General features: G+C 60.4%; 19 protein-coding genes. 1 reads left to right on the forward strand and 18 read right to left on the reverse strand.

What is annotated here, in order from left to right; translation table 11 throughout:
• Position 1: 1 nt before the first annotated feature.
• From TK42_RS07795 to pip, 8 genes are all read right to left on the reverse strand, one after another.
• Positions 2 to 736: an amino acid ABC transporter ATP-binding protein gene (locus tag TK42_RS07795; protein WP_032878328.1), complete on the reverse strand. Its 735-nt coding sequence runs from the start codon at positions 734 to 736 to the stop codon at positions 2 to 4.
• Positions 729 to 1,688, reverse strand: a complete 960-nt coding sequence (locus TK42_RS07800; protein WP_005783980.1) for an amino acid ABC transporter permease — start codon at positions 1,686 to 1,688, stop codon at positions 729 to 731. Before TK42_RS07800 ends, TK42_RS07795 begins: the two co-directional genes overlap by 8 nt.
• Positions 1,689 to 1,817: 129 nt before the next feature.
• A complete protein-coding gene (locus TK42_RS07805; protein ID WP_005783978.1) occupies positions 1,818 to 2,615 on the reverse strand; it encodes a transporter substrate-binding domain-containing protein in 798 nt (265 codons plus the stop codon).
• 219 nt (positions 2,616 to 2,834) lie between these two features.
• On the reverse strand, positions 2,835 to 3,635 hold the full coding sequence (locus TK42_RS07810; protein ID WP_032878330.1) for a transporter substrate-binding domain-containing protein: 801 nt from the start codon (positions 3,633 to 3,635) through the stop codon (positions 2,835 to 2,837).
• Between the two features lie 187 nt (positions 3,636 to 3,822).
• Positions 3,823 to 6,393, reverse strand: a complete 2,571-nt coding sequence (gene mdoH, locus TK42_RS07815) for a glucans biosynthesis glucosyltransferase MdoH (protein ID WP_103733948.1) — start codon at positions 6,391 to 6,393, stop codon at positions 3,823 to 3,825.
• Positions 6,386 to 8,122, reverse strand: coding sequence for a glucan biosynthesis protein G (locus TK42_RS07820; RefSeq protein ID WP_032881138.1), 1,737 nt, complete (start codon positions 8,120 to 8,122; stop codon positions 6,386 to 6,388). The genes mdoH and TK42_RS07820 overlap by 8 nt, the downstream gene beginning before the upstream one ends.
• A 266-nt stretch (positions 8,123 to 8,388) precedes the next feature.
• Positions 8,389 to 8,826, reverse strand: a complete 438-nt coding sequence (gene dtd, locus TK42_RS07825; RefSeq protein WP_005783971.1) for a D-aminoacyl-tRNA deacylase — start codon at positions 8,824 to 8,826, stop codon at positions 8,389 to 8,391.
• A complete protein-coding gene (gene pip / locus TK42_RS07830) occupies positions 8,823 to 9,794 on the reverse strand; it encodes a prolyl aminopeptidase (protein WP_005783969.1) in 972 nt (323 codons plus the stop codon). The genes dtd and pip overlap by 4 nt, the downstream gene beginning before the upstream one ends.
• Before the next feature lie 290 nt (positions 9,795 to 10,084).
• On the opposite strand from pip, the gene TK42_RS07835 reads away from it, so the two are divergent.
• Entirely contained in the window at positions 10,085 to 11,470 is a 1,386-nt protein-coding gene (locus tag TK42_RS07835; protein WP_158254342.1) for a M10 family metallopeptidase C-terminal domain-containing protein, read from the forward strand.
• Positions 11,471 to 11,610: 140 nt separating this feature from the next.
• Here TK42_RS07835 and hutG read toward each other — a convergent pair whose 3' ends face one another.
• The 10 genes from hutG to hutU form a co-directional block, all read right to left on the reverse strand.
• The gene (gene hutG, locus TK42_RS07840) at positions 11,611 to 12,411 is read right to left on the reverse strand and encodes an N-formylglutamate deformylase (protein WP_103733949.1); all 801 of its coding nucleotides are present in this window, start codon (positions 12,409 to 12,411) and stop codon (positions 11,611 to 11,613) included.
• A gap of 11 nt (positions 12,412 to 12,422) precedes the next feature.
• Entirely contained in the window at positions 12,423 to 13,628 is a 1,206-nt protein-coding gene (gene hutI / locus TK42_RS07845; RefSeq protein ID WP_032878334.1) for an imidazolonepropionase, read from the reverse strand.
• Positions 13,629 to 13,643: 15 nt separating this feature from the next.
• Positions 13,644 to 15,053 (reverse strand): amino acid permease, encoded by a 1,410-nt coding sequence (locus tag TK42_RS07850; RefSeq protein WP_032878336.1) that lies wholly within the window; start codon positions 15,051 to 15,053, stop codon positions 13,644 to 13,646.
• 158 nt (positions 15,054 to 15,211) lie between these two features.
• Positions 15,212 to 16,744, reverse strand: coding sequence for a histidine ammonia-lyase (gene hutH / locus TK42_RS07855; RefSeq protein ID WP_103733950.1), 1,533 nt, complete (start codon positions 16,742 to 16,744; stop codon positions 15,212 to 15,214).
• A gap of 32 nt (positions 16,745 to 16,776) precedes the next feature.
• Entirely contained in the window at positions 16,777 to 18,285 is a 1,509-nt protein-coding gene (gene hutH / locus TK42_RS07860) for a histidine ammonia-lyase (protein WP_032878339.1), read from the reverse strand.
• A gap of 121 nt (positions 18,286 to 18,406) precedes the next feature.
• Positions 18,407 to 19,231 (reverse strand): glycine betaine/L-proline ABC transporter ATP-binding protein, encoded by an 825-nt coding sequence (locus tag TK42_RS07865; protein ID WP_050549364.1) that lies wholly within the window; start codon positions 19,229 to 19,231, stop codon positions 18,407 to 18,409.
• Complete coding sequence (locus TK42_RS07870; protein ID WP_032878340.1) at positions 19,228 to 20,079, reverse strand: proline/glycine betaine ABC transporter permease; 852 nt, start codon at positions 20,077 to 20,079, stop codon at positions 19,228 to 19,230. Before TK42_RS07870 ends, TK42_RS07865 begins: the two co-directional genes overlap by 4 nt.
• A gap of 71 nt (positions 20,080 to 20,150) precedes the next feature.
• Positions 20,151 to 21,116, reverse strand: a complete 966-nt coding sequence (locus TK42_RS07875) for an ABC transporter substrate-binding protein (RefSeq protein WP_103733951.1) — start codon at positions 21,114 to 21,116, stop codon at positions 20,151 to 20,153.
• Positions 21,117 to 21,185: 69 nt separating this feature from the next.
• Entirely contained in the window at positions 21,186 to 22,631 is a 1,446-nt protein-coding gene (locus tag TK42_RS07880; protein ID WP_103733952.1) for a cytosine permease, read from the reverse strand.
• Between the two features lie 78 nt (positions 22,632 to 22,709).
• Positions 22,710 to 24,380 carry a urocanate hydratase gene (gene hutU / locus TK42_RS07885; RefSeq protein ID WP_032878345.1) on the reverse strand — a complete coding sequence of 557 codons (1,671 nt, stop codon included), beginning with the start codon at positions 24,378 to 24,380 and terminating at the stop codon, positions 22,710 to 22,712.
• Positions 24,381 to 24,691 lie beyond the last annotated feature (311 nt).

The raw sequence follows: 24,691 nt of genomic DNA on the forward strand, positions 1-24,691 counted from the left end.
GTTACAACACCTGGCGCAGGAAGGCTTGAGCCCGCGGGTCCTGGGGGGCTGCAAAGAAGGCTGCGGGCGCTGCATCTTCGAGCAGTTTGCCATGGTCGAAGAACAGCACCCGGTCCGCCACTTCGCGAGCAAAGCCCATCTCGTGGGTCACGCAGACCATGGTCATGCCTTCCAGGGCCAGGGTCTTCATGACGTCGAGGACTTCGCCAACCATTTCCGGGTCGAGCGCCGAGGTGGGCTCGTCAAACAGCATCACCTTGGGCTCCATGGCCAGCGCCCGGGCAATCGCGACCCGCTGCTGTTGGCCGCCAGACAGGCGCGATGGAAACTCATGGGCCTTCTGCGCGATACCCACCTTTTCCAACAGAGCCAGGGCCTTGGCCTCGCGCTCTTGCTTGCCGCGCTTGCGCACGACCTTTTGCGCCAGGCACAGGTTTTCCAGCACGGTCATGTGGGGGAACAGGTTGAAATGCTGAAACACCATGCCGACTTCACGGCGATAGGCGTTCACATCGGTTTTAGGATCGGCCAATTGCAGGCCATCAATGCTCACCGAGCCCGAGTCGAACTCCTCCAACCCATTGAGGCAGCGCAGGAAGGTGGACTTGCCGGAACCGGACGGGCCAATGACCACCAGCACTTCGCCCTTGGCCACCTGGGTGGTGACGTGATCAACCGCGCGTACCACATGCCCACGGGTGTCGAAGACTTTTACCAGATCGCGCACTTCAATCACTTTGGGCGAGCCTCCGCTCAAGCCGGCTGGCCATTTTCGACAGCGGCAGGTTGATCAGCAGGTACAGGCCTGCCACACAGAACAGGATCTCGAATGGCGAAAACGAGGTGGTGATCACTTCGCGGCCACTCTTGAGCAATTCGGTAATCGCGATCACCGACACCAGGGACGTGTCCTTGACCAGGCTGATAAATTGCCCGGCCAGGGGTGGCAGCACGCGCTTGAAGGCTTGCGGCAACACCACATGGCGCATCGACTGGCTGGCGCTCAAGCCCAAGGAACGCGCCGCTTCATCCTGGCCACGGGTGATGGACTGCACGCCGGCGCGGACGATTTCGGCCACGTAGGCGCCGGTGAACAACGACAGCGCGGCGATCCCGGCAAACTCCCGGGAGAGGTTGAGCACCGTGCCGATGAAGAAGTAGAAAATGAAAATCTGCACCAGCAGCGGCGTACCGCGCACCAGTTCGACGTAGATCGTCGACAAATCCCGCAGGGTCGGGTTTTTGGAGAGCCGGCACAAACCGGTCGCCAAACCTATCGCCAAGCCCAGGATGCCGGACACCACCGACAGCCACAGCGTGGTCCACAAGCCCCACATCAGCGGCCCCAACGCCCACTGGCGGGTCACGCCGACCACATCGCCCTCAGCCACATCATCACCGCGCGCCACTTGCAGGCTGTTGTCGGCAACCGTGAGCTTTTGCTCGGCCCCCGCGTCGTTGCGCAGGGTGACTTCGGCCACATCGCCTTTGCGCACCAACTCGACCACGGTGGAAATATCCGCGGCGCGCTGGGAGGTTTCGGCTTGATAGGCGAAGTATTGCGGCACGCGGTTCCAGCGCCACTCGTAGGACATCAACGAGGTGGCGTAGTACAAGGCGCCAGCCAGGCCGACCAGCACGACCACCGTCAGCAGGTGCCAGGGCCATTGGGCTTTTTTCTGTTTCATTTCACTTTCCGGATATGTGTTGCCTGATAGGCCGCCATCGAGGGCAAGCCCCCTCCCACATTTGATGTGTAAATACAGTCAAATGTGGGAGCTGGCTTGCCTGCGATGCAGGCAACTCGGTGTCAGGCCTTATTCCATGTCCTTGAGCCACTCGGAGCTCTTGAACCACTTGTCATGGATACGATCGTAGGTGCCGTCGTTACGGATCTGGTGCAGGAAGTTATTGATGAAGTTGATGCTGTCGTAATCGCCTTTCTTCAAACCGAACGCCAGGGGTTCAAAGGTGAAGGGTTCTTCCAGGAACACCAGCTTGCCGTTGCCGACTTTCTTCTCGGCTACTACGTTATACGGTGCGTCATAGACGAAGGCGTCAGCCTTGCCGTTGACCACATCCAGCACGCCTTCCTGCTCGTTGTCGTAGCCGTGGTACTTGGCCTTGGAAATCAGCTTTTTGGCGACCATCTCACCGGTGGTGCCGAGCTTGGAGGTCAGACGGTATTTCTCATCGTTCAGGTCTTTGTAGGACTTGATGGTGCCTTCCAGGTCCTTGCGGATCAGCAGGGTCTGGCCGACCACGATGAAGGGTTCGCTGAAGTTCAGGCGCAGGTTGCGCTCCTGGGTCAGGGTCATGCCGCTGCCGATCATGTCGAACTTGCCGGTCAGGAAGGCCGGGATGATGCCGTCATAACCGGTGGACACCAGCTCCAGCTTGACCCCCATGGACTTGGCCATGGCCTTGAGGATGTCGACTTCGAAGCCGATGATTTCACCGCGCTTGTCAGTCATTTCGAACGGCATGTAGGTCGGGTCCATGCCGACTTTCAACGTGCCGCGCTTGACCGCATCGTCGATGGCACCGGCCTGGGCCGCAGTGGCAGCGACCATCGCGGTGACGCCGAGCATCAGCATCGAAAGATACTTTTTCATCTTCAAGACCCCTGAACGATTCTTATAAGGTCGGCGCACAAAAGGGCTGCGCCATTTCGGGATGCGATCCTAACCCACTCGTTGTCCGTCACAAAGGTTTCAGCGGTAAATGTTATCGGCGTATGTCGTAAAAGTCCTACGGCGGCGCAGTCAAGCGCAGGGGTAGACGCGTCTACGCAGCCCCTCGACAATTGATTGATGTGTAAGTAGTTATGACCATCACTCAATCTCTGCCATCCAGGCCGTGTCCCTGAACCACTTGTCATGCAGGTGATCGTAGGAGCCATCCTGAGCGATCTGGTTGAGAAAGTGATTGATCCAGTTGAGGCTGTCGTAATCACCCTTTTTCAAACCAAACGCCAGGGGCTCAAAGGTGAAGGGTTGTTCCAGTGTCAACAAGGCGCTGTTCTGCGGCCGGCTCATCGCGATCAGGTTGTAGGGCGCATCATGGATAAACGCATCGAACTTGCCTTCCACGACCTGCCGCACACCGTCTTCCGGGGTCGTCACCGTGCTCAGTTGAGCAGCCCCCAGAAAACGCTGGGCTGCTGCCTCTCCGGTCGTGCCCTGGATGGTCACCACCCGGTAGCTGGCGTCGTCCAGCTCTTCGATGCTGGAAACGATGCCGGCCAGGCGGGGGTGCAGCAGCACGGTCTGACCCACCACAATGAAAGAGTCGCTGAAGTTGAGCTTCAGGTTGCGCTCTTGGGTGACGGTCATGCCACTGCCAATCAGGTCGAATTTCTTCGCCATCAACCCCGGTACCAAATCCGTATACGGCACCGCAATCAGCTCAAGTTCCACGCCCAGTGCACGGCTCATGGCGCGGAGCAAGTCAATTTCAAAACCGACGATGCGCCCCTGCTTATCGAGCATCTCGAAGGGCACGTAATTGGGCGTGGTCCCCACCTTCAACACGCCGCGACGAACAGCATCGTCCAGGGCGCCCGCACTCAGCAGACCCGCGTAAGCCCATAGGAAAACGCTAACCAGCAATACCGAACAATACCTTTTGATCATGAATGCCCCCGTGGCGAGTCAAATTTTGGGGGGCGATGCTAACCCAGCGACAGGCACGACAATACGCCTCGATCAAAGGTCTTTTGTTTCGAAATAACAAGGAGTTAGGGATAAAAGGAAGCGACTGTAAACGCTGTAGGACCAGCGTCTGCAGCGCCCCCGAGGCGAGCCCTCGGGGGCGTCTGAATCAGGCCGGTTGGGCCTGCGGCGACTGCGGTTGCAGAGGCAGCAATGGCGCGTGCGGATCTGCCTTGATCGAAGCACGCCAGGCACCGAGCCACTCGGCATGACCTTCGTTCCAGACCTGCTCATGCAGGCGAGCCAGGGCTACCGGGTCGCTGAGCAGGGCCAGGCGTTCGCTGTTGTTGAGGCCGGCAGGGCCGACTTTCAACGCATGGCGAACGCGCTCCATGCGCAGATACTCGATCGGCTCGGCCTCACGGTGACGCGAGGTCGCCAAGGCACAGGCCAGGGCGTTCTGCTGCGGGTCGACCACCGAACGCACGAAACCGTCATTGAGGGCGTGCCAACGGTTTTCGTGGGTGTACTTCTCGGTCGACAGCAGCGCTTGCGGCGGATTGTACTCCTCGGGGATCAGGAACAGGCTCTCGTCACGGGACTTGAGGCCCAGCTTGACCCGGCTGGAAATCACCGACACCGGAATCGACAGCATCAGCGAGCCGACAATCGGCACCAGCCACCACAGGAAACTTGGGTTCAACCACACCACCAACAGTGCCCACAGGAAGCCGAGGATAGTTTGCGGGCCGTGACGCTTGACCGCTTCACTCCAAGGCGTGGAGTCGTCGTCACGCTGCGGCGAGTTCCAGGTGGCAGCCCAACCGAGGAAAGCGGCGAGGACGAAACGGGTGTGGAAAATCATCCGCACCGGCGCCAGCAGCATGGAGAACAGCATCTCCAGCAGCATCGACAAGGTCACCTTGAACTTGCCGCCGAACTCCTTGGCACCCTTGGCCCAGATCAGGATGATGCTGAGCAGCTTGGGCAGGAACAACAGCACGATGGTGGTGGAGAACAGCGCCACCGCCTTGTCCGGGTGCCATTGTGGCCATAGTGGGTACAACTGGCGCGGCGCCATGAAGTACTGCGGCTCCATCAGGGTGTTCACCGCCAGCAACGCCGTGGACAACACCAGGAAGAAGAACCACAACGGCGCCGACAGGTAGGACATCACGCCGGTCAGGAACACCGCACGGTGCACCGGGTGCATGCCTTTAACCAGGAACAGGCGGAAGTTCATCAGGTTACCGTGGCACCAGCGACGGTCACGCTTGAGTTCGTCCAGCAGGTTCGGCGGCAGTTCTTCGTAACTGCCCGGCAAGTCGTAGGCAATCCACACGCCCCAGCCGGCACGGCGCATCAGCGCGGCTTCAACGAAGTCGTGGGAAAGGATTGCACCGGCGAATGCGCCCTTACCTGGCAACGGCGCCAGGGCGCAGTGTTCGATAAACGGTTTCATGCGGATAATGGCGTTGTGACCCCAATAGTGGGATTCACCCAACTGCCAGAAGTGCAGGCCGGCGGTAAACAATGGGCCGTATACGCGGGTAGCGAACTGCTGCATACGCGCATACAGGGTGTCCATGCCCGACGCCCGCGGCGCGGTCTGGATAATCCCCGCATCCGGCGTGGCTTCCATCAGGCGTACCAGGCTGGTCAGGCATTCGCCGCTCATCACGGAGTCAGCGTCGAGAACGACCATGTATTTGTAGTCGCCACCCCAGCGACGGCAGAAGTCGTCGAGGTTGCCGCTCTTGCGCTTTACACGACGGCGGCGGCGGCGATAGAAGATCTTGCCAAAGCCGCCAGCTTCGCGGCACACGTCGAGCCAGGCTTGCTGTTCGGCGATGCAGATGTCGGCGTCGTTACTGTCGCTGAGCACAAAGAAATCGAAGCGATCCAGGTCACCGGTGGCGGCTACCGATTCGAACGTGGCACGCAAACCTGCGAATACCCGCGGCACGTCTTCGTTGCAGATCGGCATTACCAGTGCGGTGCGCGCATCCTTCGGAATTGGCTCGTTACCGGCACTTTTACCGGAGATGCGGTATTTATCGTGACCGGTCAGCAGCTCCAGGAAGCCCATGAGTGCGGTCCAGAAACCGGCCGAGACCCAGCAGAACAGAATCCCGAACATGATCAGGATGCTGGTTTGCAGCGCGTAAGGCATTACCTGAGTGGCGGTTTGCAGCAGGGTCTGGTTGCGGATTTCATCGAAGTCGACCAGCGACCAGCCCTGGTACGGCATGATGCCTTTCATGTACCAGCCGGCGACAATGGTCTGGCCCAGCATCAACACCAGCAGGATATAGCGACGGATCGAGCCCACGGTACGCCAGCGGGCAGCGGGCAGTACGCGCTCATCCTTGGGTGGCTTGGGCGGATTGGTGCGACCCGTCATCCGGCGCCAGCCGCGCACCAGGATGTCGGTGCGCCAGGGCTCGGGCACCACTTTGGTCCGGCGGATCGGCGGCGTGGCTTTAAGACACACGCGACCGCTGGCGTCGAGCGCCAGCATCTCGGCGTCTTGCAGCTCTTCGGCGCTGTTGAGGGTCAAGCGACGGCCGACCGAAGCCTGGGCGGCCTCAGTCGGTGCGTCGAAAGTCGACGACGACAAGCGTTCGTGCAATTCGCTGAACGAGTTGCAGCCCGCCAGCTCGGCGCGCTGCTCAGCGGTCAACGGGAGGTGCGCCAGATACTCGCTCAGAGTCTCTGGCCGGACATTTGAATTACTCATCGGCAGGCAACTGATAGCTCCAGGTTTCGGTCAGGACTTGTTCGGTCTTGGCCGGCTCCGGTGTGGCTGGGGCAGCTTCTGGCTGCGGGTCTTGCTTGTCTTTTGCGTCTTTCTTGGCCTGTTTCTCGTGCTGCTTGGCCAGGACTTTGTCAGCCTTCAACACGTGATTGGAAACCGGCTCAGGCGCTGGTTGCACCACATCCTGCACCAGTGCCGCACGCATTTCGGTTGGTTTGCCTGCGTCCTTGATCTTCATACGCAGGGTCAGGCGCCAGCCTTTGGTGTGTTCGTTGTAGCGCACACTGTTTTCAACCAGTTCGGCGTTGTCGCCCACGCTCACCTGGCTGCGCACCGGGGCGTCCGGCAACAGTTTCTTCAAGGCCGGGCCTTCGAAGTCCACCAGGTAGGCCACGCTGCCATCGGGCTGACGGATCAGGTTGGATTGCTTCACGTCACCGGTAGAACGCAGGGTCTGCTTGACCCAGGCGCTGTCCGGCGAATGGAATGCAGCATCGTCCAGGGTCCAGTGCAGACGGTAGGCGATGTCCAGCGGCTTGCCGACTTCCGGCAGTTCGGCCGGGCTCCAGAACGCCACGATGTTGTCGTTGGTTTCATCGGCAGTCGGGATCTCTACCAGGTCAACGGAGCCTTTGCCCCAATCGCCTTCAGGTTCGATCCAGGCGCTTGGGCGCTTGTCGTAGTTGTCGTCCAGGTCTTCGTAGTGGCTGAAGTTGCGGCCACGTTGCAGCAGGCCGAAGCCACGCGGGTTCTCGACGCTGAAGTTGCTGACCGACAGGTGTTTAGGGTTGTTCAACGGGCGCCAGATCCACTCGCCATTGCCGGCGTGGATCGACAGGCCGCTGGAATCGTGGAGCTCGCGACGGTAGTTAAGCACCTTGGAAGGCTGGTTGGCGCCGAACAGGAACATCGAGGTCAACGGGGCAACCCCCAGCTTGCTGACCTTGTCGCGCAGGAACATCTGGGATTTCACATCGACCACGGTGTCAGTGCCGGGGCGCAGGATCAGGCGATAGGCACCGGTAGCGCGCGGCGAGTCCAGCAGGGCGAAGATCACCAGGTGCTTGTCGCCCGGCTTTGGTCGCTCGATCCAGAACTCGGTGAACCGTGGGAACTCTTCACCGGACGGCAGCGCGGTATCGATAGCCATGCCACGGGCAGACAGGCCATACACCTGGTCCTTGCCGACGACGCGGAAATAGCTCGCGCCGAGCATGGTCATGATTTCGTCTTGCTTGTCGGCCTTGTTGATCGGGAAAAGCACACGGAAACCGGCATAGCCCAGCTGTTCGGTGGCTTTGGGATCAAATTTCACGTCACCGAAATCGAAGCGAGTCGGGTCGTACTTGATTTCATGCACGCTGTCGGCGGTGACTTCATTGATTTTCACCGGCGTATCGAAATGCATACCCTGGTGATAGAAGGACAGCTTGAACGGGGTGTTCTGATCGGCCCACTCGGCTTTTTCGTTGCGGAAACGAATCTTCTGGTAGTCAGCGAATTTCATTTCGCGGAATTCGTTCGGCAGATTGCTGCGCGGAGCTTCGTATTTCTGCCCGGCCAGCTCTTTTGCCTTGGCCGACACATCATCCAGACTGAATGCCCACAGTTGACCCGCGCCGAACAGGCAAAACAGGGCAGAGCCCGTTACCAGTGCGTTTCGTAACCGTTTGGCAGACAATTTTGGTGCATTACAGGGACTAACAATCACGAGCAACCCTCGCCGAAAACAGATCAAAAAACCAACGGCCAGCTATCTATATGCCAGGTTGGCGAGCAATGTTCCGACTCCCCCAAGGCAAAATGATTCCCCAAAGGCTATCGGACAAGGCTCTACCTAAGTCAAAAATGGACCAAACAACGCTGATCCCCGTAGCGCGCGATTATCTAGTAGCCCGCGAGACAACGCATCAGGGACAGCGAAGTATTTGTAGCGAAAACCTGCGTTTTTAGGCATTAAAGTCGTTTTTCATACATTCATGTCTGTAAGAGAAAGGTCACAGGGCCATCATTGACCAAATGCACCTGCATATCAGCGCCAAAACGCCCTGACGCCACCTTGCCATGCAATTGTTGCGCTTGTAACAACAAGTGCTCAAAAAGCGCCGCTCCCAAGGCCGGAGGGGCAGCGGTGGAGAAGCTTGGCCGCAGCCCGCTCTTCGTGTCCGCCGCCAGGGTGAACTGCGACACCAGCAGCAACCCGCCGCCGATATCCTTGAGCGAGAGGTTCATCTTGCCCTCGGCGTCACTGAACACCCGGTAGTTAAGCAGCTTGTGCAGCAGTTTGTCGGCGCTCTCGGGCGTATCTGTAGGTTCGACGGCGACCAGCACCAGCAAACCTTGGTCAATCGCCCCCACGACCTCACCGGCTACTTCGACGCGGGCGCCACGCACCCGCTGCAACAGGCCCTTCATGCTTCTTCAGGCGGCAGATCAAGCAGGCGCCGTGCCATCTCGCCGGTGGCGCGCACCAGCGCGTCGGTGATGCCCGGCTCAGACGCGGCATGGCCAGCCTCGCGAATCACCTGCAACTCACTGTTGGGCCAGGCCTGATGCAGCTCCCAGGCGTTATCCAGCGGGCAGATCATGTCGTAGCGACCATGGATGATGATGCCCGGCAGATGGGCGATCTTGTGCATATCGCGAATCAGCTGGTTGGGCTCCAGGAAGGAGTTGTTGGTGAAGTAATGGCACTCGATACGCGCAATGGACAGCGCGCGTTGCGGTTCGGAAAAACGCTCCACATGCTGCGGGCTCGGACACAGGCCGAGCATGCGCCCTTCCCAACCCGACCAGGCTTTGGCCGCATGCATCTGGGCGATCTGGTCGTTGCCGGTGAGGCGCTTGTGGTAGGCGGCAATCATGTCGTGGCGTTCTTCCACCGGGATTGGCGCCAGGTAGTCCTGCCAGTAGTCCGGGAAAAGACGGCTCGCGCCCTCTTGGTAGAACCAGTGAATATCCTGCGGGCGGGCCAGGAAGATGCCGCGCACAATCAGGCCAAGCACACGCTCTGGATGGGTTTGTGCGTAGGCCAGGGCCAGGGTTGAACCCCAGGAGCCGCCGAACAGCACCCATTTGTCGATGCCCAAGTGCTCGCGGATGCGCTCAAGGTCGGCGACCAGATCCCAGGTGGTGTTGTTCTCAAGGTTGGCGCGGGGGGTGGAGCGCCCGCAGCCACGCTGGTCGAAGGTGACGATGTGGTAGAGGTTCGGATCGAAATAGCAGCGGCTCTGGGCGTCACAACCGGCACCTGGCCCCCCGTGGATGAACACGACGGGCAAGCCCTCGGGAGAGCCACTTTCATCGACATACAGCGTGTGGGTGTCATCGACTGCCAGATCATGCCGGGCGTAGGGTTTGATCTGCGGGTACCAAGTCTGCATTGCGCGCTCCGTAGGGTGTCGGGTTCATCCCTGGGGGGACGTCTATTATTTTGCCGTCTCGCATCATAAACCCGAATTGTGCAATGAGCATGTCATTGAGCGCTTAGACCTTTGTCAGCCCTTCGCTGCTCAGGTAATGCAGCACGTTATCGTCGAGTTGCTGCAATTGCGTCACTGCCCTTTCCTACAAATCAGCGAGCAAGACATCTCACTACTGCGGAAAACTCTTAATTGCGACTGGATTCGACATCGCCAAGCTCAGAGCTCGCCAACTTTGAATAGAGAATCCCATGTCGATCAGCAGACTTCCCCCGCAAGGAAGTGCCACATATCAACAAGTTGAACAGTTCAGGCGTCGTGATGATCGTGGCGGGCACATCGAAATCAACGGCCTGAAGTCCAAGACCGCAGAGGAAGCCACTGCGCGACTGATAAGCCCGAATCCGATCTGGAAGGATAAGAACGGCGATGGCGTCATCACCATCACCTATTCATTTACCCCCGGCTCCGATAAACCTGAAGGGCAACATGACAGTTACCAAGGCGTGACTGATGTGTCCGAAGCAAACAAAGCCAAAACCCGCGAGGCACTCAAGCTCTGGGAAGATGTGACAAACGTGAAATTTGTAGAAGGGCCGAGAAATGAACAAAGCGAAGGTCATATCAACTTCGGCAACTTCAAAACCAGACTGAATGACAAAGGTCAGTACACCCCTTTCAACCCCCACGCCTTGCCGCCGACGAAAGACAGGCTAACGGCGCATGTCTGGACCACAGAAAAAGAAAGTGCAGGCCCGAGCGGTATGACGACTCTGATCCATGAAGTCGGCCACACGCTTGGCTTGAAGCATCCAGGAGGCAACTACGGAACAAAATATGAACAGCAAAAACTCGGTTATGTGGAAGATTCCCGTTCCCACACCATTATGAGCAAATACCAGCATGGCTCGGTTGCGAAGTCCCCCCTACAGGATGACATCACCGCCATACAGACCCGGTACGGTGTGAACCACAATACTCGCAAAGAGGACACCGTCTACGGCTTCAACTCCAACGCCAACCGAAACTTCCTCAAGCTCAAGTCCGACAAGGATGAGCTCAGAGGTACCCTTTGGGATAGCGGCGGCAACGACACACTGGATTTATCCGGCTATCAGAAAAACCAAAAGATCAACCTGACGCCTGGCACCTTCACCAATGCCAATGGCCGCGATCGAAACCTCTCTATTGCCCGGGGCGTCATCATCGAAAACGCGATTGGTGGCAAAGGCAATGACCTGATAATCGGTAACGACGCCGACAACATACTCAAGGGTGGTGATGGCGACGACATTATTGATGGTGGCAGAGGCGCGGATAAACTGTGGGGCGGAAAAGGTGCCGACACCTATGTTTATGGTAGTTGGACTGAATCGAACAGCGTGGATGGAACCGACGAAATCATGGATTTTGAAAGCGGCAAGGACAAGGTCGATGTGTCGGGCATACGCAGTAAAATCGGAGACGCCCCGTTGCGATTTGTCGATGGCAAATCGGCGCAGATGCAAAAAGGCGACGCCTCCATATCCTACGACCCACACAAGAACATCAGCACACTGCGGGTCTTCGATGGCCAAGGTCAGCCACTGGAGGTGAAGGTGCACGGCGACCTGAAACAAAGCGATATTGTCCAGTGACGGTCAAACGCGCGTGCAACTCTTAGCAACACCGCCCGCCTGCTCAGCGCTGCTGTCGATTCCTGGCCGAGCCACCGATCACAGCAGTCATCCACAGGCCGGCAACGATCAGCAGGCGCGACTGGCTTGCGGTGGCGATTTCAGCCGTACTGCTTTTTCCCCCAGGCCAAACAACCTTGCAACAACTGCTTCAATACCTCCCGCGTCGGCTCAGCCAAATCCGCCCGATACCGAAACGGCTCAACCTCTTCCATATAAGTGCATTGCCCCAACTCCAACTGCACCGCATGAATATCCTGCGCGGGGTTGCCGTAGTGACGGGTGATATGCCCGCCCTTGAAGCGCCCGTTCAACACATGGCTGTACCGCGGATGCCCGGCGCAGATGGCCTCCAGTTGGCTGGCCAACTCGGGATCACAGGCAGCGCCGTTGAAGGTGCCGAGGTTGAAGTCCGGCAGCTTGCCGTCGAACAGGTGCGGGATCACCGAGCGGATCGAGTGCGCATCGAACAGCAACGCGTAGCCGAATTCGGCCTTGAGCCGTGCCAGTTCCTCCTGCAGCGTGCGGTGATACGGGCCCCAAATCTTCTGCAAGTAACTGGCGCGCTCGGTCTCGTTCGGCTCCAGCCCCTCGCGGAACAAGGGCACACCATCGAACAGCGTCTCCGGGTACAGGCCAGTGGTAGCGCCGGCATAGAGCGGCTTGTTGTCGGAAGGCCGGTTCAAGTCGATGACAAACCGCGAGTACTCCGCCGCCAGGGTGCTGGCGCCCAGTTCTTCGGCAAAGTCATACAGCAGCGGAATATGCCAGTCGGTGTCCGGCAGGCTTTGCGCTTGGGGAATCAACCCGGCCTCGACCGCAGGCGTCAGGCGCACGCCGGCGTGGGGCATGCTGATCAGCAGCGGTACGCGGCCTTGTTTGAATGTCAGAACCTTATCCACAACACCACTCCTTACACAGTGACGTCGGCGCCGTGGCGCACAACGCGTTTATCCAGCTCGCCGCCCAGCCAGTAGGCCAGGTCAGCGGGGCGATCAATCTGCCAGGCGACAAAGTCAGCGACCTTGCCCGCTTCCAGGGAGCCATGGGTGTCGCCCATGCCCAACGCGGTGGCGGCGTGTTGCGTGGCACCGGCCAAGGCTTCTTCGGGAGTCATGCGGAACAGGGTGCAGGCCATGTTCAGCATCAGACGCACCGACAACGCAGGGGAAGTGCCGGGGTTGAGGTCGCTGGCGATGGCGATCTTCACGCCGTGCTTGCGCAGGGCCTCCATGGGCGGCAACTGGGTTTCGCGCAGGAAGTAAAAAGCGCCCGGCAGCAACACGGCGACCGTGCCGGCAGCGGCCATGGCGATGGCATCTTCTTCAGTCATGAACTCAAGATGATCGGCCGACAACGCGTGATAGCGCGCCGCCAGGCTGGAACCGTGCAGCGATGAGAGTTGCTCGGCGTGCAGCTTTACCGGCAAGCCAAGCTGGTGGGCAACCTTGAACACGCGCTCGACCTGTTCGGGGGAAAACGCCAGGTATTCACAGAAGGCATCCACCGCATCCACCAGGCCCTCTGCGGCCAGCGCCGGCAGCATCTCATTGCAGATGTGCTCAATGTAGTCATCGGCGCGGTCCTTGTACTCCGGCGGCAGCGCGTGAGCGGCCAGGCACGTGGCGCGCACGCTGACCGGCAGCGCTTCACCCAAGCGCCGGGCCACGCGCAGCATCTTGCGCTCGTTGGGCAGATCCAGGCCGTAGCCGGACTTGATCTCCACGGTAGTCACGCCGTCACGCAAAAGGCTGCGCAGACGTTTTTCAGCGCTCAGGAACAATTGATCTTCCGTGGCTGCACGCGTGGCACGCACGGTACTGGCAATCCCGCCGCCCTTGGCCGCGATCTCGGCGTAGCTGACGCCTTCGAGGCGCTGCTCGAATTCGCCGCTGCGATTGCCACCAAACACGGTATGGGTGTGGCAGTCGATCAGCCCGGGGGTGACCCACGCGCCTTGCAGGTCATGCACCTGGGCGTAATCGGCCGTAGGTGCCTGGCTGCGCGGGCCGATCCACTCGATCAGCGAGCCCGCTGTCACCATGGCGGCATCCTCGATAATCGAGTATTTGCCTTGGGCCATGGTTGCGACGTGGCAGTGTTGCCAAAGGGTTTTCATCAACGCCTCCCTAAGTTATCGATGAGACAAAGCCTGTTCGTAATGGACCTTGGCCGCTTGCCCGGCAGCGGGCTTGACCCACAGCAGGTACGCGACGATCAGCAGCACGATCCACACAGCGCCGACCATCAAGGCCGCCTGGGTGTCCGGGAAGTAACCGAGCACACCAAACACAAACAGCATGAACACAATGGCCGCTGCCGGCGCATAGGGCCAGAACGGCACCGGGAATTTCAGTTCGGCGACCTGCTCCCTGGTCATCGAGCGACGCATGGCGACCTGGGTAAACAGGATCATCAGCCAGACCCACACGGTGGCAAAGGTGGCGATCGAAGCGATCAGCAGGAAGACGTTTTCCGGGATCAGGTAGTTGAGCACCACGCCGCCGAGCAACGCGGCGCCCATCACCACCACGGTCATCCACGGCACGCCTTGTTTGGACAACTGCGCAAAGCCCTTGGGCGCCTGACCTTGCTGGGCCAGGCCGTACATCATGCGACCGGCGCCGAAGATGTCGCTGTTGATGGCCGAGACCGCCGCCGAGATCACCACGATATTGAGAATGGTCGCCGCCGAGCCTATCCCCAGGTTACTGAAGATCTGCACGAACGGGCTGCCCTGGCTGCCAATTTGCGGCCACGGGTAGATCGCCATCAGCACGAACAGGGTCAGCACGTAGAACAACAGGATACGCAGCGGTACCGCGTTGATCGCCTTGGGGATCACTCGCTGCGGGTCCTTGGCTTCACCGGCAGTGATGCCGATGATTTCGATACCGCCGAACGCAAACATCACCACCGCAAACGAGGCGATCAAGCCACCAATGCCGTTGGGCATGAAGCCGCCGTGCGCCCACAGGTTGCTCAGGCCGCTAGCCTGGGTTTCACCCGCCGAGTGAATGCCGAACAGCATGATGCCGAAACCGCCGAGGATCATCGCCACGATGGCACCGACCTTGAGCAACGACAGCCAGAACTCCATTTCGCCAAAGACCTTGACGTTGCACAGGTTCAGGCCGCCGATCAAAAACACGATGCCCAGCACCCAGACCCAACGGGCTACCTCGGGAAACCAGAAGCCCATGTAGATGCCGAACGCGGTGACGTCGGCCAGGCAGACGATGATCATTTCAAAGGCGTAGGTCCAGCCGAGGATAAACCCCGCCATGGGCCCCAGGTAGGTGCTGGCGTAGTGGCCGAACGAGCCGGACACCGGGTTGTGCACGGCCATTTCACCGAGGGCGCGCATCACCATGAACACGGCGGCGCCGCCGATGAGGTAAGCCAGCAGCACGGCGGGGCCGGCCATCTGGATAGCGGAGGCAGAACCATAGAACAGCCCGGTGCCGATCGCGGAACCGAGTGCCATGAAGCGAATATGTCGGGCGTTGAGCCCGCGTTTCAAACCTTTTTCTGGCTGGTGCATTTCTCTTCCCTATTATTCTTATCCCGAGAAAATCTGAATCTGGCGAAAATCAATGTGGGAGCTGGCTTGCCTGCGATGGCGGACTTCCAGCCAGCCCATCTGGCGCAGACACACCGCTATCGCAGGCAAGCCAGCTCCCACATTGGGTACCGGTGAGCTTAAAGGCTCGGCAGCAACTTGGCCGGTACCAGCTCATTCAGGCAGCGGGTGGCGAGCAGTTCGCTGGCGGCGTTGATGTCTGGGGCGAAGAAGCGATCCTTGTCATAGAACGCCACCTTATCGCGCAGGATGCCGCGGGCTTTTTCAAGTTTCGGCGAGGTCTTCAGGCCGTCGCGCAAATCCAGGCCCTGGCACGCTGCCAGCCATTCCACCGCGAGGATGCCACGGGTGTTCTCGGCCATTTCCCACAGGCGCTTGCCCGCAGCCGGGGCCATGGACACGTGGTCTTCCTGGTTCGCCGAGGTCGGCAGGCTGTCGACGCTATGGGGATGGGCCAGTGCCTTGTTCTCGCTGGCAAGCGCAGCGGCAGTGACCTGGGCGATCATGAAACCGGAGTTCACCCCACCATTGCCTACCAGGAACGGCGGAAGTTGCGACATGTGCTTGTCCATCATCAGCGAGATGCGCCGCTCGCTCAGGGAGCCTATTTCGGCAATCGCCAGGGCCATGTTATCGGCGGCCATGGCCACCGGTTCGGCGTGGAAGTTGCCACCGGAAATCACATCGCCTTCGGCGGCAAATACCAGTGGGTTATCCGACACCGCGTTGGCTTCCACCACCAGCACTTCGGCAGCCTGGCGGAACTGGGTCAGGCACGCACCCATGACCTGTGGCTGGCAACGCAGGGAGTAAGGGTCTTGCACCTTGTCGCAGTTCTGGTGCGACTGCGAGACCTGGCTGCTTTCGCCCAGCAGGTCACGATAGGCCGCAGCCGCATCGACCTGCCCACGCTGGCCACGCGCCGCATGAATACGCGCATCGAACGGCGAGCGCGAACCCAGTACGGCTTCTACGGTGAGGCCGCCGCAGGCAAGGGCGCCGGCGAACAGGTCTTCACCTTCGAACAGGCCGCGCAATGCATAAGCGGTGGACACCTGGGTACCGTTGAGCAGGGCCAGGCCCTCTTTGGCGGCCAGGGTCAGCGGTGTGAGGCCAGCCACTTTCAGCGCTGCGGTCGCGTCCAGCCATTCGCCTTTGTAGCGCGCCTTGCCTTCGCCGAGCAGCACCAGGGACATATGCGCCAATGGCGCCAGGTCACCGGATGCACCGACCGAACCCTTGAGCGGAATGTGCGGGTACACCTGGGCGTTGATCAGCGCAATCAGCGCGTCGATCACCTGGCGACGGATCCCGGAGAAACCACGGCTCAGGCTGTTGACCTTGAGCACCATGACCAGCCGCACCAGCGCATCGCTGATCGGCTCACCGACGCCGGCAGCATGGGACAGCACCAGTGAACGCTGGAGGTTTTCCAGGTCTTCGCTGGCGATACGGGTCGAGGCCAGCAGGCCAAAACCGGTGTTGATGCCATAGGCGGTGCGGTTCTCGGCGAGGATCTGCTCCACGCAGGCAACGCTGGCTTCGATCTGGGCCGAGGCGCTCTCATCCAGGCTGAGGGTTACCGGCTGCTGGTAGATGGCACGCAGTTGGGCGAGGCTCAGTTGGCCTGGAATCAGGTTTAGCGCAGTCACATTCGTTCTCCTTGTGAATTATTCTTAAGTGTTCAGTGCAAATTCGGTAACGCAGTGTCTTTAAGCAACTGGGCAGCGGCGGCAATATCCGGCGCCAGCCAGCGGTCCTGCTCGTAAGCGGGGACCACTTCGCGCAGCAGGCGCCAGGCGTGGTCGGTACCGGCGCCCAAGCGCTGGTCCTTGAGGAACTCGAACGCCTGGGCCGCCAGCAAGTATTCGATGGCAAGAATCTGGGTGACGTTGGCCAATACCTGGTGCAGCTTGAGCGCGGCGTTTGTGCCCATGCTCAGGTGGTCTTCCTGCAGGCCCGAGGTGACGAAGTTGTCGAGCACCGCCGGTTGCGCCAACTGGCGGTTTTGCCCGCACAAGGACGCGGCGACGTACTGCACGATCATCATCCCGGAGTTGACCCCGGGGTTGCTGACCAGAAAGGCCGGCAAGCCGCTGACGTGCGGATTGATCAGGCGATCCAGGCGGCGCTCGGCCACCGAGCCGATTTCGGCCATGGCGATGGCGAGCATGTCGGCCGCCAGCGCCACGGACTGGCCGTGGGGGTTGGCCTGGGACACCACGCGGTAGCTGACCGGCGTGCCGAGCACCAAAGGGTTGTCGGTGGCGCTGTTGAGTTCGGTCTCGATCTGGCGCGTGGCGTGCTCCACCTGATCGCGGGCCGCGCCGTGGATCTGCGGGATCGAGCGAATGCTCAAGGCGTCCTGGGTGCGGATACCTTTGCTGCTGGCGATCACCTCACTGCCGTCGAGCAACGCACGCAGGTTGCTGCCCACTTGCTGCATACCCGGGTGCGGCTTGAGGGCGATGATTTCTTCGTCGAAGGCATCGATCTGGCCGCGCTGGGCTTCGAAACTCATGGCGCCGATCACGTCGGCCCATTGCAACAGGTGGTGCGCGTCGGCCAGGGCCAGGCAACTCAGGCCGGTCATGCACGGCGTGCCGTTGACCAGGCACAGGCCATCCTTGGCACCGAGTACCACGGGCTGCAAGCCTTCAGCCTGCAACGCGTATTGCGCCGTGACGATCCGGCCGCGGTAACTCACATTGCCGATGCCGAGCAAGGCCACACCGACATGGGCCATGTGGGTCAAATACCCCACCGAACCCTGGGATGGCACTTGCGGCGTGATGCCGTGATTGAGCAGCGCCAGCAACGCGTGCACCACCTGCGGGTGCAGGCCGGATTTACCGTGGCTGTAGTTGATGATTGCCGCGCACATGATCGCGCGGGTCTGCTCGTCGCTGAGCACCGGGCCGACGCCGCAGGCATGGCTGAGCAGCGTATTGCGCGACAGTTGGCTCAGTTGCCCGCCCTCAAGCGACACATTGCACAACGCGCCCAGGCCGGTGTTCACACCATAGGCGCGCTCGCCGCTGGCGACGATGCGCTGCACGATGGCCTGGGCATTGTCGATGCGCGCCCAGGCGTGACCCGAGAGTTCGAGCACTGCGCCGTGGCGAGCAACGGCGGCGACGTCCTGCCAGCGCATCGGGGCGTCGGCGATGATGATTTTGGTTGCCTGGGACATCGTTGACCTCTTCATATTCTCTAAACCTTTGGCGGCCTCATCGCGGGCAAGCCCGGCTCCCACATTTGAACTGTGTGAACCCAATCAAATGTGGGAGCTGGCTTGCCTGCGATGGCGTCCGTCAGACCACCGCCGCCCGCCGCTGAACAAACCGATCCACATACTCGTCCGCCGGCGAATGCAAAATCTCCCGCGGCGTGCCGACCTGGATCAACTTGCCGTCCTTGAGGATCGCAATGCGGTTACCAATGCGCACGGCTTCGTCGAGGTCATGGGTGATAAACACGATGGTCTTGTGCAGGGTCTTTTGCAGCTCGAGCAACTGGTCCTGCATTTCGGCGCGGATCAGCGGGTCGAGGGCGCTGAAGGCTTCGTCCATCAGGATGATGTCGGTGTCTGCGGCCAAGGCGCGGGCCAGGCCCACACGCTGGCGCATACCGCCGGAAAGCTGGTGCGGGTATTTGCTTTCGTAGCCCTTGAGCCCCACGGTTTCGATCCAGTGCAGGGCGCGCTCAGCGCATACCTGCTTGGTTTCACCGCGCACTTTGAGGCCGTAGGCGACGTTGTCGAGCACGCTCTTGTGGGGCAACAGGCCGAAGCTCTGGAACACCATGCTGATCTTGTGGCGACGGAATTGGCGCAGGGCTTCCATGTCCAGTTGCAGGATGTCTTCGCCGTCCACCAGGATCGCGCCGCTGGTGGGATCGATCAGGCGGTTGAAGTGGCGCACCAGGGTGGACTTGCCGGAACCTGACAGGCCCATGATCACGAAGATCTCACCCGTGCCGATGCTCAAGGACAGATCGTTCACGCCGACCACGCAACCGGTCTCGGCCAGTACCTGATCCTTGGTCTTGCCCTGGCCGACCATCGCCAGGGCGTCCTTGGAACGGGCGCCGAAGATCTTGAAGACGTTCTTTACTTCGATTTTGCTGACAGTCGTCATTTGCTCGCCTCATGCCGTGGGCGGCCATAAGCCTGGGTAATGCGGTCGATGACCACTGCGAGAATCACGATCGCCAGCCCGGCTTCCAGGCCACGGCCGACGTTGAGGGTCTGGATGCCGACGAGCACGTCTTCACCCAAGCCGCGGGCGCCGATCATCGAGGCGATTACCACCATCGACAGCGCCATCATGGTGGTCTGGTTGATCCCGGCCATGATGCTCGGCAGCGCCAGCGGCAGTTGCACGCCGAACAGTTGCTGCCAGCGGTTGGCGCCAAAGGCGTTGATGGCTTCCATGACCTCGCCATCGACCTGGCGAATGCCCAGGTCCGTCAGGCGAATCAGCGGCGGCGCGGCGTAGATCACCGTGGCGAAAATCGCCGGCACCTTGCCCAGGCCGAACAACATCAGCACCGGGATCAGGTACACGAAGCTGGGCATGGTCTGCATGATGTCCAGCAGCGGCATCAGCACCGAACGCAGGCGATTGCTGCGCGCCGACAGGATGCCCAGGGGAATGCCGATCAGCACCGAGATCACCGTGGCGACCATCATCAGTGCCAGGGTTTGCATCAGCTTGTCCCACAGGCCAACGGCCCCCACCAGGAACAGCAAACCGACGATCACCGCTGTGGTCACCAGCTTGCGCGTGGCGTGCCAGGCGATGCCCCCGACAATGGCCAGCATCAGCCACCAGGGCGCCATGCGCAGCAGGCCTTCCAGGTTGACGATGGCCCATAGCAGGGTGTCGGAGATGTGCCGGAACACATCGCCGTAGTTGGTGACCAGCGAGTCCACCCAACCGTTGACCCAGTCGGCGATGGAAAACGTAAAACTCTCAGGAAACATATCGTGCTCTCGATCCAGTGGGTTGTGGCCAGCCGCTCGGCCACCCCTGAGGGTAGCCGTGCACACTTGACCTACAAGGCCGCTTCGATTTTCTTGGCTGCGTCGTCGCTCACCCAGGCGTGCCAGACTTCAGGATGTTCCTTGAGGAAAATTTTCGCCAGTTTCGGCGACTCGATTCGCTCCTTGGCCATGCGGCCGAGGTTCTGGTTGAGCAGGTCGATGGGCAGGTTGACCTTTTCCAGCACGGCCACCAGTTCTGGCGCTTGTTCGTGGAAGGTCTTGGACAGGCCGACCTTGATGCTTACGCTCTTATCCACGCCGGGCTTTTCTTCCAGCTTGACCAGGTCGACCTGGCCCATCAGCGGTGTCGGTGACCAGTAGTAGAACAGGATCGGTTCGCCGCGCTTGTAGCTCGACAGCACCGCCGCATCCAGCGCCGGGCCGGTGCCTGGGCGGAAGTTGGTGTAGGTGCTTTCCAGGCCGTAGCTCTTGAGCATTTCGCTGTTGTCCAGCTCACAGGTCCAGCCGGCCGGGCAGTTGTAGAAACGGCCCTTGGAGGGCTCTTCCTGGTCCTTGAACACCGAGGCGTATTTGGCCAGGTCGGCGATGCTTTTCAGGTCCGGGGCCTTGGCTTCCAGCTTGCGCTTGGCGTCGCCCTCGATCACATAACGCGGCACGTACCAGCCTTCCACCGCGCCGACCACCGGGGCACCTACACCGACGACTTTGCCGGCCTTCTCGGCCTTGTTCCAGACTTCGCTGCGGCCTACCCACTCTTCGGCGAAGACCTGGATGTCGTTGCTACCCAAGGCGTTTTCCATGGTGATGGAGTTGCCTGGCAGGCTGTCGGTTTTGCAGTCGTAGCCTTTTTCCAGCACGGTTTGCAGGATGTCGGTGAGCAACATGCCACTTTCCCAATTCAGGCCGGCGAATTTCACCGGCTTGCCGGATTCGCACCAGCCGGCCGCCTGGGCGCCGGCGCTTGCCAGCAAGCCCGCTGAGAACAAGGTAGCCAGCAAGGTCTTATTCATAGTCATTGTTGTGACGCTCCCAATCATGAAATGGATTACGGCAGTCAGTAGGCGTCCTGCCCTGTCCACGTCCCATCAGGCTTGTGCAGCCAGCCCGTTTGTTGTGGGTAAAGCGCCCTGCTCTGTCGGCAGGATCAGGTGATCGGGTACCGTGCCGTGCCATTTTTTCGCACACACGTAATACAGGGCCGCCGGCAGTACCAGGCCGATGATCCAGGAGATGTCCACGTTACCCAGCGCGGCCACCAAAGGGCCGGTGTAGAACTTGGTCGAGATGAACGGCAACTGCACCAGCACGCCGAAGACATAGACACTGATACCCAAGAGGTTCCAGCGGCCATAGCGACCGTTCGGGTCGGCCAGTGCCGGCACGTCATAGCGCTCGCGGGTGATGCAGTAGTAATCCACCAGGTTGATCGCGCTCCAGGGCGTGAAAAACGCCAGCAGGAACAGGATGAACGACTTGAACGCACCGAGGAACGAGTGCTGGCCAAGCAAGGCGATCAGGGTTGCCGTACCGACGATGGCGAGCACGAACACCAGGCGTTGCACACGCGTGACCTCCAGGCGACCACGAAAGCCGCTGATGATGGTGGCAATGCACATGAAGCTGCCGTAGGAGTTGAGCGTGGAGATGGTGACCTTGCCGAACGCGATGCTGAAGTACAGCAATGCAGCGGTGGCCCCCGTGCCGCTCAAGCCAACGATGTAGGCCACTTCATGCCCGGCAAATTGGCCATTGGACATGGCCGCAGCGAACACGCCGAGTACCATTGCCACCTGCGCGCCGATGACCGAACCCGCGCCAGCGGCGAGAAAGGTTTTCACCGACGACGTGTTGCTCGGCAGGTAACGAGAATAGTCCGCCACATAGGGGCCGAAAGCGATCTGCCAGGAGGCCGCAAGCGACACGGCCAAAAGAAAACTGCTCCAGCTGAAATGACGGATTTGCAGGAGCGCGCCCACGTCGGTCTGGCTCATCAGGCGGCTGAACAGATACACAAAGGCAATCACGCCAATGACGCTGGCGACACGGCCAATGAAATGGATCACCCGATAACCCAGCACGGTGACCAGCACAATGACACTGGCGAAAATCAGGATACCGACGCTGTCGCTGACCCCGAACAACTGGCCCAGCGCCTGCCCCGACAACACGGTGCCGGTGGCGGTAAAACCCAGGTACATCAAGCACACCAGTACGATCGGGATAGCCGCACCATACACACCGAACTGCACCCGGCTGGAGATCATCTGCGGCAAACCAAGCTTGGGGCCTTGCGCCGCATGCAGCGCCATGACCCCGCCACCGATCAGTTGACCGACCAGCAGGCCGATCAACGACCAGAACACATCACCACCCAGCACCACGGCCAGGGCCCCGGTGACAATCGCGGTGATCTGCAGGTTGGCACCCATCCATAGGGTGAACTGGCTCAATAGACGACCGTGTCTTTCCGCTTCCGGGATGTAGTCGATCGAACGCCTTTCGATCAACGGGGTGGTGTCGTTTGCAGCCATGTTGTTCAACCTCTGATGGATTGTCTTGGGGTTGCCGCCGATCCAATGTGGGAGGGGGCTTGCCCCCTCCCACATGGGTCACTTGATCATCGGCAGGTTGAGGCCCTGCTCTTTGGCGCAATCGATAGCAATCTGATAACCGGCATCGGCATGACGCATCACCCCGGTCGCCGGGTCGTTATGCAGCACCCGCGCAATCCGCTCGGCCGCTTCATCGGTACCGTCGCAGACGATCACCATGCCTGAGTGCTGAGAGAAGCCCATGCCCACGCCACCACCGTGGTGCAGCGAGACCCAGGTCGCGCCGCTGGCGGTGTTGAGCAAGGCGTTGAGCAGTGGCCAGTCGGACACGGCATCGGAACCGTCCTGCATGGCCTCGGTTTCGCGGTTCGGGCTGGATACGGAACCGGAGTCCAGGTGGTCACGACCGATCACCACAGGGGCGGACAGCTCACCGCTGCGTACCATTTCGTTGAAGGCCAGGCCGAGCTTGGCGCGCTGGCCCAGGCCGACCCAGCAGATACGTGCCGGCAGGCCCTGGAAGCTGATGCGCTCGCGGGCCATGTCCAGCCAGTTGTGCAGGTGGGCGTCGTCCGGGATCAACTCTTTGACTTTGGCGTCGGTCTTGTAGATGTCTTGCGGGTCGCCAGACAGCGCCGCCCAACGGAACGGGCCAATGCCACGGCAGAACAGCGGGCGGATGTAAGCCGGTACGAAACCCGGGAAGTCGAAGGCATTTTCCACGCCCTCTTCCTGGGCCATCTGGCGGATGTTATTGCCGTAGTCGAAGGTTGGGATGCCTTGCTTCTGGAATTCCAGCATGGCCTTGACGTGCACGGCCATGGACTGCTTGGCGGCCTTGATCACGGCAGCCGGCTCGGTTTTGGCGCGGGCGCGGTATTCGTCCCAGGTCCAGCCGGCCGGCAGGTAGCCGTTGAGCGGGTCGTGGGCGCTGGTCTGGTCGGTGACCATGTCCGGGCGCACGCCACGCTTGACCAGCTCCGGCAGAATTTCGGCGGCGTTGCCCAGCAGGGCGATGGAAATGGCCTTGCCTTCCTTGGTGTACTTGGCGATGCGCGCCAGGGCGTCATCGAGGTCGGTGGCTTGTTCGTCGACATAGCGGCTGGCCAGACGGAAGTCGATGCTGACCTGTTGGCACTCGATATTCAGCGAGCAGGCGCCGGCCAGTGTCGCGGCCAACGGTTGCGCGCCGCCCATGCCGCCGAGGCCAGCGGTGAGGACCCAACGGCCCTGAAGGTTTGAATCGTAGTGCTGACGGCCAGCTTCGACGAACGTTTCATAGGTGCCCTGGACGATGCCTTGGCTACCGATGTAGATCCAGCTGCCGGCGGTCATCTGGCCGTACATGGCCAGGCCCTTGGCATCCAGTTCGTTGAAGTGCTCCCAACTGGCCCAGTGTGGTACCAGGTTGGAGTTGGCGATCAGTACGCGCGGGGCGTTGCTGTGGGTCTTGAACACGCCGACCGGCTTGCCGGACTGCACCAGCAGGGTTTCGTCATCGTTCAAATGGGTGAGGCTCTCGACAATCTGGTCGTAACATTCCCAGTTGCGCGCCGCACGGCCAATACCGCCGTAAACCACGAGTTCCTTGGGGTTCTCGGCCACTTGTGGGTCGAGGTTGTTCATCAACATGCGCAGCGGCGCTTCGGTCAGCCAGCTTTTGGCGGTGAGCTTGTTACCGCGGGCGGCGCGGATTTCGACGTCACGGTATTTTGTAGACTTGGTCACTGCTAGGACTCCTCGGCGATCGATGCGCGAACATGGATGGTGCGAAGGAAGCTCTTACGCACACATCTTTACTTGTATGTACAAGCATATGCAATCGAGCGGCCAACTTTAGCCGGGAGTGGTTGGGATTTTTTTGCACGGGGCGTGCGAGCCTTGTAAATCAAGGCTTCAACGCTTGATGAAATTTCTTACGGAGGTTTTTTGCAGCAAGGGGAATTTGTCACGGCAGCGAAGCTTTGCATCACGCTGGGGCATTCGGTAACAAATTGGTGCGCGGGTTGGAAACAGATTTTGTGAACAATGCAAAAACA

Source organism: Pseudomonas sp. GZJR-8 (genome assembly GCF_002916705.1).
Taxonomy (GTDB): domain Bacteria; phylum Pseudomonadota; class Gammaproteobacteria; order Pseudomonadales; family Pseudomonadaceae; genus Aquipseudomonas; species Aquipseudomonas synxantha_A.